This is a genomic window from Paenibacillus sp. FSL M7-1046 (assembly GCF_038007405.1).
Taxonomy (GTDB): Bacteria; Bacillota; Bacilli; order Paenibacillales; family Paenibacillaceae; genus Paenibacillus_AQ.
This window is the reverse complement of record NZ_JBBOXB010000001.1, coordinates 6,543,938-6,558,203: the sequence shown is the minus strand read 5'-3', so window position 1 is coordinate 6,558,203 and position 14,266 is coordinate 6,543,938. Positions and strand designations below refer to the sequence as shown.

Sequence of the window (14,266 nt, the reverse complement as noted above, 5' to 3'; positions counted from 1 at the left end):
GGCCGGCTCCCGTAAAGGGGCCGGCTTTTTCGATCTGACAAATGAACATTTTATGTGAAAATGGGGCTATAGATTAAATGAGAACACTACATGTTTTACTACTGTTACTATTGTGTATTACGTTGAACGGATGTACTAACTTCCAATCAAAACCGGATATAGGTTTGCCCCGTATTAACGAATCGGATTCAAGCGGTTCCTATCAACGTGAATTGGAACATTTGAAAATTAAACTAAGTAACAGTAAAAATGAAAATTTAGAGAATGAGATAAGAGAAAGTAATCTGGATCAGTTTACATCGGGGTTAGTTGCTCTATTGAACATGCAGGACAGTATTCAAATAAAGGATAGTGAACTTAGTAACAAGTTTGATGAAGTAGTTTTTTCATCGACTAAAGAGGTAGTACTTGAAGGCGGAAAATTTAATATTAGAGTTGTTAATTTCCAGGCGCCTCTTGGTCTAAAGGGTACGCTGGAGGATAAATATACAGTTATTCAGTGGTGGAATGATGAGCAGTATGTACATGCCCAATTAGTTGTGAATGAAGATGCAGAGATTGTTAGAGATTTTGTGATTCGTACTTATAACGATAAGATAGAGCTTTTAGTAGGAGGTTACCTTTCTTTGTATTCACCTAAGCCCGTATTTGTATCGTTGTGGGAGCTGGACAATCAGAAATGGACTGAGAAGAAACATAGTTTCACTAACACAATTAGCTCTAATGATTTTTGGGACCTGAGTATTGTAGATAACACACTTATTGTTGAAAACCAGCAGTATATAGAAATGAATATAGAGATCTCAGAGGATACAAATGGATTTATAATTACAAGTGATAAAGATGCAAGTGTAACCGTACAATTTTCTGGAAAAGGTGTTGAGGTACGGCAAGCACTGAAATCATTTAATGTTGATGGGGCAGAACAGCAAAAAATAGACATCAATCAATACGCTATAGACAACGACCAATCCTTTACTACCAACCTAAAAGGCTGGGGGGAAGTGAAGTTTGTATCCACTGTAAGGAACACAAATGGTCTGGATCAGGCATATTTTTTCCTGCTGGATAGTGAAGAGCATATTTTGTATTCGTTTCCTGTATTTAATGGAAACAGCAGAGGAACGCTGGAGGCGATCAAGGGAGTATCTTTCAAGGATGTGAATCTGGATGGATACACTGACATTGCGATCATCGGAAAAGGGCACAACCGGACGCTTTATGATGTGATTCAATATGTAAGTAAAGCCGTATCAACCTCGTAGGCTCATATCGGGGACAAATCCATTAGTGATTATTGGTGTGTTTGATTTGGGTATATATTGGTAGAAGTACATATAGCCGCATTTTTTGGCGCGATCACGAGATACGTTATAAATGAGAGAGGCGGAAGAATATGCACTCATTATCTGTAGCAGAATTGGTGGATTTGGAGAATCATGCTTGGGAAGAAGTCAGAGAGCTGCTGAGTCAAGGTACTCACACTTATCGGCTGACAGCAGCGGAACCGGAAACGGCAGCACAGGTGCTCGTAAGTTTACAGGTGAGCACCAAGTCTTATCTGGGAGCGATTGCTTACGAGACCGGAGGGATCGTTTTTGAGCATGGCTGGATTACACTTCTTGGCGCTGGCGGCGAAGGCATCTATGGGAGTCTTACTTCCTGGAATGGTCTTGCTGCCTCACAAGATATTCCTGCATTGCCCGGCCTGCTGATTGTGGCTTATGATGCTGCAGGCGGTTTTTTTGGACTTGATGTGGGACGGTTCGGGCAGAGCGGGCATGTACATTACTTTGCCCCGGATACGCTGGAATGGGAGTCGACACAATTGGCCTATTCCGGGTTCATCGGCTGGCTGGCGGAAGGGGATCTTGATCTGTTCTATGAGACATTCCGCTGGGAAGGATGGGAAGAGGCGGCCATGGAGCTTCAGCCTGGTCAGGTCTTTGGCTATTATCCGCCGCTGTGGGTTAAAGAAGGCAGCGGTCAATTTAGCCGCAAAGCGCCAATTCCTATACTGGAGGCTTGGCAAGAGGTGAGGAGTGAAGGCAAAGCGTGAGCAAGAGAAAGGCAGGAAAATCAGGCAGAGCAGTGCTTAAGATCGTAAGTATTGCCGAAGAACCGCTTGAGCAAATTCCTTATGTCAGTGCTGCAGCGGGCGGCCAAGGGATCTCATATGAATGGCTTCCTGTATATTGGGGAGAAATTCTGGGACTCCCTCAGGATGTGGATGCGCTGATAGTGGCATCGGATCTTCAAGGTATGACCATTCATAGCACAACCGGTGAATATGGCGACTCACTGCTGGGTGAGGTACTTCCTGAATCGCTGGAAGTTTTGCTCCAAATCCACATGCCGGCCGTAGATCCCGAGAAGGTGCTAGTCTGTTTATGCGGTGATTTATACGGTGATCCCGCCAAAAGAGGTTCAAGCGGTGACCCGCTTCCAGTATGGAAGGCATTCCGCAACAAGTTCGGCACGGTGCTGGGCGTTAACGGCAATCATGATTTGCTGTCCCGGGAAGGGCAAGCCGAGCTTGCGTCTCATACCGGAATTCATCTGTTCTCTGAACCTGATATTATGTGGCAGAAGGGGCTACATATAGCAGGTCTTGGAGGTGTGACCGGAAGAGGGGATAAACCGAACCGGAAGCCTGAAGGTGAATATCTGGAAGCGCTGCGGAACCTGCTGCATCGTGGCCCTGATGTGCTTCTGCTGCACCAAGGCCCCGAGGTTCCCGAAGCCCGGCTTCCGGGCCATTCAGGCATCCGTGAACAACTGGAAGCCGGGCCCGAACTCTTATTATTTTGCGGGCATGTCCATTGGGACCAGCCCCTGGCGGAGCTTGATAATGGCACCCAGATTCTAAACACGGACGGAAGGGTGCTGCTGTTCACCGCTGCGAGTCTGCAATGAATGGATAACTGCTGAGACAATGCCGGTTGCTGCGATTATCCTTGAAAGTTATGCTGCATCAATATTTTGACAGCTTGAATATCGGCCTCGCAATCGTGCGAAGCCAATAAGCAAATACGGTCGTTCCGGTCCATGAGTTGCGCTTATTCTGGCTGTATTGATCGTTGATAATATAAGTCCGGGTGGAAGCAGGGCTCTTCAGACCGAACTTTTCCCACTCTGCCGGGTCATTCGAACCTCCGAGCCTTTCAAGCATATTCTCCGACGCGTTATTTATTTTAGAAGGAATTTGCTCGTAGGCTTCGGTGATTTGCGCATGAAATTCGTCGATCGGATTGCGGCTGGCAAGGCTCTCTAAGTGAATGCCTTCGCGAAGGTAAGAAACGTATGCAAGATGGTCAGCCCAGAACTCGTCGATATAAAAAAGCCGTACCCTCTGCTCGGCTGGGCTCAACAGCTGCTCACCTTTCAAAATTCGGAGCCGCTCCGCATATAGAATTCGCCTCTGATCCTCCACCATATCCGAATAACAGTTCAGTTCCTTGTGGATATCGAAGTTTTGACCCATAACAATACGCTGAATACTTGTGATCTTGCTGCTGAGCACCGGCGCTTCAAGAGCCTCATCTTGCCTGGGAGCGCGAACCGTTTTATGGATGCCGAAGCGAAGCAGCAACTCGTCCTCCAAGCTTACATAAAAAACGGAAGCTCCCGGGTCGCCTTGGCGGCCGGAACGCCCGCGTAACTGGTCGTCGATCCGCACGCTTTCGTTCACATGGGTGCCAATCACGTACAACCCGCCAAGCTTGGCGACTACCTCTGCTTGTGTGGGGCTGCCACCGCCGAGACGGATGTCGACGCCGCGTCCCGCCATATTTGTAGACACCGTAACTGCGCCGGGTTCTCCCGCTTTGGCGATGATGTCGGCTTCTTCCGCGTCGTTTTTCGCATTCAGAACATGACATGGTACATCGACAGCCGCTAGCGCCTCTGCCAGCATGGCAGACTCTTCGACGCTTGACGTACCAATGAGAATTGGACGTCCCGTCCTATGGACGGATGAGATTTCTTGTACGAGTGCCTTAAGCTTGGCTTCTTTATGGGTATAAATCCGGTGCCGATGGTCGATTCGGATGTTTGGCTGGTTCGGCGGGATTTGCACGACCTGCAGCGAATAAATATCTTCGAAGTCCATTGCGGAAGCATGCGCGGTAGCCGTCATTCCGCAAATCTGCGGATACAGGCTGATGAAGTGTTGAATGGTGATCGTCCCGAGAATTTTCCCGCCGGCTATGGAGTACAGCCCTTCTTTGGCCGTAAGCGCGGCTTGCAGCCCGTCCGGCAAATACCGGTTCTCCGCCACGCGGCCGGTATATTCTTCGATCAGCTCGATTTTGCTGTCCCTGACAATGTAATCGACGTCTTTCTTTAATAACGATTCCACATGCAGCGCGCAATTTAATGACGTCAACAAGTGACTGTTATGGCTATCGTACAAATTGCCGCATCCCAGCAGCGATTCCGCTTTTGCAGCGCCTGCTTCATTTAAGTAAACGTTCCGCTGGAACTCGTCGAAGTCGTAATGCTCTGCTTGCTTGAGCTGCCGAGCCACTTCTGCGAAACGAAAGCCGTCGCTCCTGGAAGAGGCCGAATCGCCGCTGATGACTAGCGGCACCCGCGCTTCGTCGAGAAGCAGCGAATCCGCTTCGTCGACGATGACGTAGTGGAATGGACGATGCACGGTATCGGCTTCGCTTAGTGCGATTGTGTCGCGCAAGTAATCGAATCCCGCTTCTTTGGCCGTAACATAGGTTATATCCTTGGCGTATGCTTCCCGTTTCTCGGACAGGCTCATGCCGGCTTGAACCGAGTTTACCGTTAACCCGAGGAAACGATAGATCGGGCCCATCCACTCCGCATCCCGCTTGGCCAAATAATCGTTGAAAGTCAGCACATGAACGCCTTCGCCAGTCAGTGCATTTAGATATGCAGGCATAACAGCAGAGAGTGTTTTTCCTTCACCGGTATGCTGCTCGATCAGAAATCTCTCATGTAGAGCTATGGCAGCCATGATCTGGACATCGTAAGGCTGTAACCCGAGCGTTCTCTTCGCTGCCTCGCAGACTAGCGCATAGGCATCGACAAGCAGCTCGTCCAAAGGCGTACCCGATTTTGCTTCTTCTTGCAGCCGGAGGGATTCCGCTTGAAACTGCCCATCGTCCCATGCTTCCAAATTCCGTTTCCTGATGAGCTCCGCTTTCCCCTGATAAACTTTCAGCTTGTTCTGGTTATCGAGGTCTTTGAATTTTTGCATCAACTTGACGGCTATATTCATATTAATTTGATCTCCCCTCGGTAGAAATACGCTTAGTTTTGAACAATATTTGTGATGCTGCCGGGAAACAATGAGGTTGAAAGTAATGGCGAACGCATAATCCGTTTTAACATCTTTTATAAAAACTTCCTCGACGGGTAACTTGAAAGCTACGGCAATTTTAAGCGCGAGCGTAATTGAAAGGGAGTAATCTCTGTTCTCGATTAACCCTACTGTCTGGTGCGTGCTCCGGTGGCATCCGCTAGGTCTTGCTGCGACCATCTGAAGCGCGCCCTCAGTTCGCGAACGTTGTTAACCAGCACACGAGAGTTCCTTTCCAGTTATTGGTTGGGAGTGATTGTAACTTATGTATTGTAAAATGTAAACACTATATTGCATTTTGGAAGCCATCTTAGTCATTGAAAGCAAAAAGAAGACGGCAACACGTTAAAGCCGACGTTATAATGATCAGGCAGCTTTTTGCAACGCTGAACGACTACAAAAGCCACTACCGCTATCTGCAACGCTGGCTGGCCAAACAGTACCCGACACTTCAGCTGGAGCAACAGACCGCCGACCACGTTCGGCAGTCTGTCGGACACATGCTGACTGCCCTGCGGGCTCGCTTAGCCTTACGCTTGAAAGCTTCGGAACGTAAGACTGCGTAAGCTTCTTTAAACCAACGCCGAGGAAAACGAAGGAAGTGTTCCCAAAGGCGGTCAAGCTCCCGATTAGCCAGCTTGTGGATGGCCCAACAAAGCCCCCAAGCGTTCAATCAACTTGACCTGACAGCCCAGCCATGGCTGGTTACGGGCCGCTTGCAACTGCTTTCGCTTTGTTCTAGTTTGCAGGTTGTTGACAGAAAAGCCCAAAGAGGGCTGAAACAGCCTGCCTCCCGGCAACCTGTCACAGCCCCAAGCCCGCGTCCAACGCGGCCTTTCGGTTCTTATTTTTCCCCCGTCGCCACCGGATTCTCGCTATACGAAATCCAGTCACTCCAGCTTCCCGCGTACAGCCGCACCTTCTTAAATCCGGCCTTCTCCAAGGCGAGTACGTTCGGGCAGGCGGTAACGCCAGAGCCGCAGTAGACGATGATCTCCCGGTCCTTGTCCAGCCCGGCGAAATGCTCCGCAAGCTGCTCCGCACTCTTGAAGCTGCCATCCGCGTTCTGCGTGTCTTTCCAGAAGTAATTCAGTGCGCCAGGGATATGTCCGGCCTTCTTGTCCAGTGTTTCATTCTGGCCACGATAGCGGTCATTCGCGCGGGAATCGATCAGAAGAGGAAGGGCAGGGTGTGAAGCAGTCTCGCCCTTCCCAGCCTCAGCATCAACTGTCTGTTCTGACACCTGACGAACCTTATCAACCCCCGCAACCATTTGCGACTGCAACTGCGGTACAAACGAGCTTGGCACCCGCACCGGCTGATGATCCGTTACAGGGAATTTCTCTGCCTTCCATGCGCTGAAGCCGCCTTCCAGAATGAATACCTGTTCATGCCCCAGGTAACGCAGCAGCCACCAGAGGCGCGCAGCATTCATGCCACTTTCGTCATCATAGGCGACAATGCGTGAATCATTTCCGATTCCCAGCTTCGAGAGGCGTGCAGCAAGTACCTGCGGGTCGGGGAGGGGGTGGCGTCCGCCATGTTCTCCCACAGGGCCTGACAGATCCAACTCCAAATCGAGATAGACCGCACCCGGAATATGCTCTTGCTCATAGCTTTCCCGGCCAGCCTGAGGTTTACCGAGCGTAAACCGGCAGTCTACTATGGTCTGCTCCGGCTCATAGAGCCTTGCCAGCAGCCATCGTTTGGAAACAGTTGCGTCCATAAGTATCCCATCCTTTGCGTATATCAATATGAAATTTATTATAGCGGAAAAATCGGAGTCCCCTCAAGATATGCTCGAAATATTCTAATCCCGGTCCATAAACTGCGCTTCAACGGTATCCGTTGCTGGCGGTAGCTGTATTCCTTGCTTCCAGATCAGAATGGGATTGTCATCCTTGGGGCCATAATAGATGGCTTTAAACTGAGTGGAAGGGTCTGTACGGTTAGCGTTTAATTGTTCGAAATTTACAAACTCGTACCCGTTGCCAAGACCAATCGCAGCAGACTTTTTGGTTTTGATGACAGGCCGCATTGGAGTTATATAATAGATCCCATCCCCCTCCGAAAAGCCCATAACCTGATTTACCAGGTAGCCATCGGTCATTCTCACATGATAAGCGATTTTTCCGTCTTTGAGCCGGCTTACATCAGTGATCTCGATGACATTGGAGGGGACCTCTGCAATATTCCAGCGGAATAAGCCAACATACCCTAGAATGATAACGCCGCACACGGCTGTGGCCAGGAGCAGACCTTTGAGAAATGCCGCAGCTTTGGAGCGGTGCCAGTAGCCTTTGAAGCTGACCAGACCAGTGCTTTCCTGTTTGTTCTTCACTATGACCTCAAAAGGCAGATTGCTACTCTGTTGCAGCTTGTGCAACGCGGTGGTACATTGCTCGCAGGTAGCTAAGTGGGCCTCGATGGATTCCCTGGTATCAGCGCTGCACACCTCATCATAGTAGAGCGGCAACAAATCCCCGACGACTTCGCAGGATAGTTTGTTCATCAATTTTCCTCCATTAATAAGTCTTGTATGATGTTTCTTGCGCGGTGAAATGTAACCCTGGCCCAGCTTTCCGTTCTGCCAAAAACCTCACTGATATGGTCAAAGGATAACTCTCCAAACACCCTCAGTGTAAAGACTTCCTTATAAGGTTCTTTCAGACTGTGCAGTAGCTTATGGATTCGCAGGGCTTCAGTCTTGTCGATCAGCTTTTGTTCAATCGTGAAACTGTTCTTGTGTATTTTTTCCTGCGGATCGCCCGGTTCGTAACGCTTTTGTTTGTCCATATAAGTGAAATAGGTGTTTTTGGCGATTTGACATAGCCAGACACTAATTTTACAATTGCCCTTGAACTGGTTAATGTTTTTCACTGCTTTTACAAACGTTTCTTGCGTAATCTCCTCAGCAATCTGCTTACTCCTGCTTAAGGACAGCGCAAACAAGTACACGTCCTGAAAATATTGCTCGTAGATTTGTTCTACATCGGTCACATGTTCACCACCTTACATATAAGACCCGCTCACTGGAGATTCGTTACAAAACAATTAAGAAAGGGGCATAAGCCTACGGATACTATTGTAAGCCAAGTTTGGCCGGAGTGGAGTGGAACGTTGAGGAAGCGGAGCGGGGGCTGGAATAATACAACCTATTTTGTAGAAAATAGCACTCGCCGCGCCGTGCTGCGAATCTATGATACACATAAAGATAGAGAGAAAATCGAATTCGAGCATGCTGTGCTGCAAAAGCTGGGGATGTTGTCTTTACCCTTCAAAGTGCCTGTTCCCATCGCGACACCGGCCAGAGAAACTTTGGTTCAGCTGGAGGACAGAGATGGTAAATTTAGCTGCTTGTTCGAATACATAGACGGAGATTCGCCCACTGAGCAGGAGTCTGGCTATTTCGAATCCTTCGGTGTAGCGGCAGGTACGTTGTCCGTAGTCTTGGCAGAGATAAGTCCCGGACTTGCTCCGGTCTACCGGCCATATTATGAGCTGCGGCAGGCTTATCCGCTATGTACCGGAGAAGTAATCCGGGAGTTGTGTCTGCAACCGCCAGTACCCTTTACTGAACTTGCTAAGGGATTGGAGATCCTTTACAACGCTTATGAAAATATCGCGGATTCGCTGGCTGAACTTAAGGGGTTGCCGCATCAGCTGGTGCATGGAGATTTGAATGCTTCCAATCTGCTGGTGGAGACAAGCGATCACCGGCAAGTGACCGCACTGCTTGATTTTGAATTTTGCACCTTTGATGTGAGGGCGATGGAGCCTGCGGTAATTCTGTCGGGGCTATTGGGTCATGCCGAGGAAAGAGCGGCGGTCCGGAATTTTTGCCGGGGTTTCAGCACCAGGGTCCGTCTTACCGAAGCCGAAATCAAGGCCCTTCCTGTGCTGATGTTGCTTAGAAAAGTTGATGTGTTCCTACACTTTGTCACCCGCTATCTGGAGGGCACCGATGAAGCACATGTGCTTCATGAACAAGTGAATCAGTTATCCGCAGAGGTAACCCAGTTGTCAGTTGGAGCTGCACAAATTCAAGGGATTCTGCTGGAAGAGCAAGGCGGAGCTTGATGCAGCTGTCTCCCGGTATGATCATGGGTCTGAGCTCGACAGCCAGCCCCCCGGTTAAGCGCATTATCTTAATCGTCCAGCTTCAACTGTAAGTATCGAACTCCGTAATAAACGGACAGCCAAAATTTATAGTGTGGAATATTGCGGTAATCATCTCCTGTATGTAGTTGGACTTTTGACTTGTGGGATGCCATGCTTTTCTCCTTCGCAGTTGGTTTCTAGTATGTGTACTCTTTTTTACTAAGGATGTAACCAGTCACTCTTTTTGTTCGTAAGCATAGTTAAATCTATGAATGGGTTCGCTGTATTTGCTTATTGAAGCTTATTGAATATTTTGGAGAATTGGAGTTGCATGGATGAAAAGGTTAGTGATCATTACCGTCGGTAAAACACATAGCGGGAAAACTACATTTGCGAAAAAATTAGAACAGCACTTACACAACTCAGTTGTGATTGACCGGGATGACCATGCTGAATTTATCAACACCCATTACAAAAGCTTGCTGCCTAAACAAGGAGCCAACACCTTCAAAAACGCTATCTCTCGAACAATTGTAGATTATGCTGTTAATGAATCAAATTCGCATCTTATTTTATGTCACGCCAATCGTGGTCGCAAAGGCCGTTTGGAGATGCTCGAACGTTTTCATCACAAAGGTTTTGTCAGCATACTTGTTCATTTTGAAATCCCCGATGATATTCTTCATTCACGTATTAGCAATAGTCAGCGTAGTACAACTATTTTCAGAAGCGCGTCTAATTTTGAAGAAGTGCTTAGCCGGCAGCAAGCAGAGTCTCATCATAGCGATGTGGTGGCACCAGCAGCAGGCGAAGCAGATCATCTATTTGTAATTAAGGATAGCGATGAAGTTCAGTCCGTCATTCAAAAAATTACGAATATCGCTCAAGGCTTATGAGTGAGAATCGTCTGAATATAACGTTGTCGAGGTGAAGAGCAGCTTCAAACAAGGAATTGGAGGAGTGTATGTTAAAAAGAAGAGGTGTGAAAATTACACTCTGCCTGCTGGCTGCACTGATTGTATTGGCTGGGTTGGGAGCCGCATACCAATGGTATGGTTCTACACAGGACAGGAAGAATTATTCACCCGCCGGAGGTCTATATCAGGTAAAAGGAGGTAAGATGCACCTATATACTGAGGGTGCGGGATCAACCACTGTGGTGTTTGCAGCCGGGTGGGGAACGGCAAATCCTTACGCCGATTTTTATCCATTGTACGAGGGGCTGAGGCAGCATGCGAAAATTGCGGTCTATGACCGCTTTGGTTACGGATATAGTGACTTAACCGGCAGAAAGCGGGATATTGACTCCATCACCGGCGAAGTTCACGAACTGCTGCAAGTTTCCGGCCAGCAGCCGCCTTATCTATTTGTCGGCCATTCGCTAGGCGCACTGGAAACCATCCGTTATGCCCAGCGGTACCCTGAAGAGGTGAAAGGGATTCTGCTGATTGACGGTGGAAGTCCTGAATACTATGAGTCCAGTCCGGAGCTTAAACTAGTGTCCGGAATTTACAAGGGGCTTCGGGCGACCGGTATATTGCGTGCATTATATCATGTGAACGGATTCGCAGAATGGGTAGCGAGTGACAGCAATGGGGATAAGCTGCTGCCTGAGAAGCTGAAGGAAATAAACCGCAAAGCGGTACTGCTGCTGGCGGGCAACCGGAATATGACCGATGAAATTCGCCAGAGTCAAGAGAATGCCCGCGTTGTGCTGGCTGGCAGCAAACCGCTTCCGATTCCTGTCACTGTCTTGACTGCAGACTATTTCGGCAAGCTTGACGACGATGCCTCATGGATGGACAGCCAAGCAGTTCTTCCTGCATGGTCCGTCAAAGGCAAACAAATCATCGTGCCTGACAGCTCCCATTACATTCACAGCTACCAGCCTGAGCGGGTTGTTGAAGAGCTGCTGCAGTTAATTGAAGGGGAATAAGCAGATTCGAGTAAAAGAGGGAACACCTTGCCGGGAGGCAAGGTGTTCCCTCTTTTATAGCGGCTGCCCATAAACTCTAGATCAGACGATATCCGGCAGGCAGCTCTCCGCTATCGCGGATATTGCGGATTTGCGCTAACGTCAGCCTTTGATTGGTGGAGATGATTGATTCCACGTCATTGCCGTTGATGTAATCATCCAGATCACGGATGCTGTGATTTCCACGCAGTACACGGAAAATGCCTCTGAAGCGGGTTCTGCTGAACAATACAAGCGTAGCATTGCTGCTGGTGGAGAAGAAGCGCAGACTTTCGATCCCGTCGAGAATGTTGTCTGTATTACGGATCCCGAGATTGCCGGTATAAATTCTGCTCCGTCCCCTGTAGTTCTCTTCTGAGTATACGGTGAGCCGCGGGTAAGTTTGGGAAATATGAACTTCTCGTTTCATTTTTATTCCTCCTAAAAGTTTTGTGAGCATCAACTCCATTGAATAGCCTCGTACAAAACTACTTCGAAAGCATACTCTAAGTTTTGTGAGCATCGCTTCCATAATCTTCAGCGTACAAAACTGACTTCGGAAGCTTTGGCTTAAGTTTTGTGAAATCAGCCTGCATGCGTGAAGCTTATTCCACTACTATTCTATGTTTGCTTAAGAGGAAGTCTTGGACGAGGAACTATGGGACCGCCTTTTAATGGTACCCAATTCCTAAAAAATGGCTTTACATCACATTGATACTAGTGTACTATGTAACTAACACACAGATACAGTATTTGTTTCTCCAATATTTTCACTTTTTCAGGGAGGTTGCTATGAAACAGTCAATGAGTACACAGAGGCTTGCAACACAAGGGAAAGATACCATTGTGCTGCAGATGAATCAGGTCAGTAAGGTTATCAAAGGAAAGGCGATAGTAGATCAGTTGTCTTTTGACATCCGCAAAGGAGAAATTGTCGGGCTGCTCGGACCGAACGGTGCCGGAAAGACAACAACGATCCGCATGATGACCGGCTTGATCAAGATGAGCGAAGGGGATGTGCTGGTTCAAGGACATAGCATCCGCAATGATTTTAATAGGGCAATAGCCCATATCGGAGCGATTATTGAGAACCCTGAGTTTTATCCGCATATGACCGGGCTGGATAATCTGAAGCAATATGTACGGATGAGTGATGATGTTCCGGAATCGCGGATTGAAGAGGTTGTGCAATTGGTTGGGCTGCAGGAAGCGATGAGCAAGAAGGTAAAGGCTTATTCACTTGGGATGCGGCAGCGGCTCGGTATCGCCCAGGCGCTGCTCCATTCACCGAAGCTGCTGATTCTGGATGAGCCGACGAATGGTCTGGACCCTGCGGGAATACGCGAAATGCGTGATTATATGCGGACAATCGCTGAAGTTGAAGGGATATCCATTCTCATTTCCAGCCACATGCTGGCGGAGATTGAACAAATTTGCCATCGGGCCGTTGTCATTCAGAACGGAAAGCTGGTGACGGTAACCAAGCTGGGTGCCGGGGAAGAGACGGAAGGAGAAGTGTCACTCACTGTCCGGGTAGGCGGGATGGAAGCCGCACAACGAGTTATACAAGAGATGCAGGGAGTGGGGCTGGGCAGCGTGGATGAGGCCCGTTCTGAACTAAACATACGGCTGCAGGACATTAGAGTGCCTGAACTCGTTGAGGCATTGGGAAGAGCCAATGTCGGCGTATACCGGATTACGGAGAACAAACAAAGCCTTGAGGAAGATTTCTTGAAATGGACGGGGGGCAACCGCATTGCGTAAATTTAATTATCTGGTGCTGAATGAATGGCTGAAGCTGTCGAAGAAACGTTCTTTTTTCGTGCCGCATGTACTGCTGATTCTGCTGCCGCTTCTGTTAGGCTATATGATCAAAGCTTTTTCCGAAGAGTCATTCGCCTCTGCTTCCGAGTTTACGGCGGTGATGCTGCAGCCAACCGGAATAGGCCAGGTCATCGCTATACTCGCCATCATTGGAACAGCGGGGATCGTATCCAAGGAGTATAGTCAAGGAACGATCAAGTTTCTGCTTATCCGCGCACGCAGCCGTATGGCTATTCTAGCCTCCAAGTATGTAACGGTACTGCTGTTCGCGCTGAGTCTGACCGCAGTTGCCGCCGTGGCTGTCTATCTCTCGGGTGCCATTTGGTTTGACGTTGGCGGGGGAGAAGCGGGAATAAGAGATATACTACTTTCGCTGCTGTACGGCTGCGTGTACACGTTCGTATATGTAACGCTGGCGTTTATGATCGGGGTGCTGACGACCTCCACAGGAGTGACCATCGGGATTACGATGTTTGCGCTGACCTTGGATAAAGTAGTTATTTACCGTGATTTTTACAAATACTTTCTGTTTCCGAATATAAATCTTAGTGTCTACCACAACAACGCAGCGCCGTTGCCGGGAATGACTCTTGGCTTTTCCATTGTTATGCTGGCGGTCTATCTGATTGCGTTTCTGCTGGCGGGGTTTGTGGTGTTCAGACGAAGGGACGTTGCTTGATGACCATTGAATTTGACAACAACCAGCCCATATATATTCAGATCATGAATTATATCAAAGGCGAGATTATCACAGGCAAGCTGAAACCCGGCGATAAAATCCTCTCGGTGCGGGAACTGGCCGCAGAATTGCAGATAAATCCAAACACGGTGCAAAGAACCTTTCAAGAATTGGAGCGTGAAGAGATTGTGGAAACACGGCGGGGTATGGGCAGATATGTTACGGGGAGGGAAGAGACCATTATGACCATTAAAAAAGAGATGGCCCAGGATGTCTTGGACCGGTTTATCCGCGGCATGGAGGAGCTGGGTTTCCAGGGAGAAGAGATCTTGACGGTCGTGGCGGAGAATATTGCACAAAGGAATAGTAAATAGGG

15 protein-coding genes and 1 pseudogene are annotated in these 14,266 nt (G+C 48.6%); 10 read left to right on the top strand and 6 right to left on the bottom strand.

Annotated features, from left to right (window positions below):
* Nucleotides 1–212: 212 nt before the first annotated feature.
* From NYE29_RS29285 to NYE29_RS29275, 3 genes are all read left to right on the top strand, one after another.
* Nucleotides 213–1,265, top strand: coding sequence for a hypothetical protein (locus NYE29_RS29285; RefSeq protein WP_340898635.1), 1,053 nt, complete (start codon nt 213–215; stop codon nt 1,263–1,265).
* 131 nt (nt 1,266–1,396) lie between these two features.
* Nucleotides 1,397–2,059 (top strand): DUF2625 family protein, encoded by a 663-nt coding sequence (locus NYE29_RS29280; protein WP_340898634.1) that lies wholly within the window; start codon nt 1,397–1,399, stop codon nt 2,057–2,059.
* The gene (locus tag NYE29_RS29275) at nt 2,056–2,916 is read left to right on the top strand and encodes a metallophosphoesterase family protein (RefSeq protein ID WP_340898633.1); all 861 of its coding nucleotides are present in this window, start codon (nt 2,056–2,058) and stop codon (nt 2,914–2,916) included. The genes NYE29_RS29280 and NYE29_RS29275 overlap by 4 nt, the downstream gene beginning before the upstream one ends.
* 58 nt (nt 2,917–2,974) lie before the next feature.
* Here NYE29_RS29275 and NYE29_RS29270 read toward each other — a convergent pair whose 3' ends face one another.
* Nucleotides 2,975–5,251, bottom strand: coding sequence for a preprotein translocase subunit SecA (locus NYE29_RS29270; RefSeq protein WP_340899841.1), 2,277 nt, complete (start codon nt 5,249–5,251; stop codon nt 2,975–2,977).
* 120 nt (nt 5,252–5,371) lie between these two features.
* A pseudogene (locus NYE29_RS29265) lies at nt 5,372–5,553 on the bottom strand (helix-turn-helix transcriptional regulator); the annotation flags it as partial.
* A 141-nt stretch (nt 5,554–5,694) separates the two neighbouring features.
* Between NYE29_RS29265 and NYE29_RS29260 the strand changes: the two are divergent.
* A complete protein-coding gene (locus tag NYE29_RS29260; protein WP_340898632.1) occupies nt 5,695–5,898 on the top strand; it encodes a hypothetical protein in 204 nt (67 codons plus the stop codon).
* Between the two features lie 278 nt (nt 5,899–6,176).
* Here NYE29_RS29260 and NYE29_RS29255 read toward each other — a convergent pair whose 3' ends face one another.
* From NYE29_RS29255 to NYE29_RS29245, 3 genes are all read right to left on the bottom strand, one after another.
* Nucleotides 6,177–7,058, bottom strand: a complete 882-nt coding sequence (locus tag NYE29_RS29255) for a sulfurtransferase (protein WP_340898631.1) — start codon at nt 7,056–7,058, stop codon at nt 6,177–6,179.
* Between the two features lie 84 nt (nt 7,059–7,142).
* Complete coding sequence (locus tag NYE29_RS29250) at nt 7,143–7,844, bottom strand: zf-HC2 domain-containing protein (RefSeq protein ID WP_076109211.1); 702 nt, start codon at nt 7,842–7,844, stop codon at nt 7,143–7,145.
* Nucleotides 7,844–8,332 carry an RNA polymerase sigma factor gene (locus tag NYE29_RS29245; protein ID WP_076109212.1) on the bottom strand — a complete coding sequence of 163 codons (489 nt, stop codon included), beginning with the start codon at nt 8,330–8,332 and terminating at the stop codon, nt 7,844–7,846. Before NYE29_RS29245 ends, NYE29_RS29250 begins: the two co-directional genes overlap by 1 nt.
* A gap of 120 nt (nt 8,333–8,452) precedes the next feature.
* Between NYE29_RS29245 and NYE29_RS29240 the strand changes: the two genes are divergently transcribed.
* The 3 genes from NYE29_RS29240 (at nt 8,453) to NYE29_RS29230 (ending at nt 11,369) form a co-directional block, all read left to right on the top strand.
* Entirely contained in the window at nt 8,453–9,412 is a 960-nt protein-coding gene (locus tag NYE29_RS29240; protein WP_340898630.1) for a phosphotransferase, read from the top strand.
* 356 nt (nt 9,413–9,768) lie between these two features.
* Nucleotides 9,769–10,329, top strand: coding sequence for an AAA family ATPase (locus NYE29_RS29235; RefSeq protein ID WP_340898629.1), 561 nt, complete (start codon nt 9,769–9,771; stop codon nt 10,327–10,329).
* Nucleotides 10,330–10,397: 68 nt separating this feature from the next.
* Complete coding sequence (locus NYE29_RS29230) at nt 10,398–11,369, top strand: alpha/beta fold hydrolase (RefSeq protein WP_340898628.1); 972 nt, start codon at nt 10,398–10,400, stop codon at nt 11,367–11,369.
* A 76-nt stretch (nt 11,370–11,445) separates the two neighbouring features.
* Here the strand turns inward: NYE29_RS29230 and NYE29_RS29225 are convergent, their stop codons facing one another.
* A complete protein-coding gene (locus tag NYE29_RS29225) occupies nt 11,446–11,817 on the bottom strand; it encodes a hypothetical protein (RefSeq protein WP_076109215.1) in 372 nt (123 codons plus the stop codon).
* A gap of 362 nt (nt 11,818–12,179) precedes the next feature.
* Between NYE29_RS29225 and NYE29_RS29220 the strand changes: the two genes are divergently transcribed.
* The 3 genes from NYE29_RS29220 to NYE29_RS29210 are packed head-to-tail and all read left to right on the top strand — an operon-like array spanning nt 12,180 to nt 14,264.
* Nucleotides 12,180–13,151 (top strand): ABC transporter ATP-binding protein, encoded by a 972-nt coding sequence (locus NYE29_RS29220; RefSeq protein ID WP_340898627.1) that lies wholly within the window; start codon nt 12,180–12,182, stop codon nt 13,149–13,151.
* The gene (locus tag NYE29_RS29215) at nt 13,144–13,890 is read left to right on the top strand and encodes an ABC transporter permease (protein ID WP_340898626.1); all 747 of its coding nucleotides are present in this window, start codon (nt 13,144–13,146) and stop codon (nt 13,888–13,890) included. The genes NYE29_RS29220 and NYE29_RS29215 overlap by 8 nt, the downstream gene beginning before the upstream one ends.
* Nucleotides 13,890–14,264, top strand: coding sequence for a GntR family transcriptional regulator (locus NYE29_RS29210; protein WP_038591147.1), 375 nt, complete (start codon nt 13,890–13,892; stop codon nt 14,262–14,264). The genes NYE29_RS29215 and NYE29_RS29210 overlap by 1 nt, the downstream gene beginning before the upstream one ends.
* Nucleotides 14,265–14,266 lie beyond the last annotated feature (2 nt).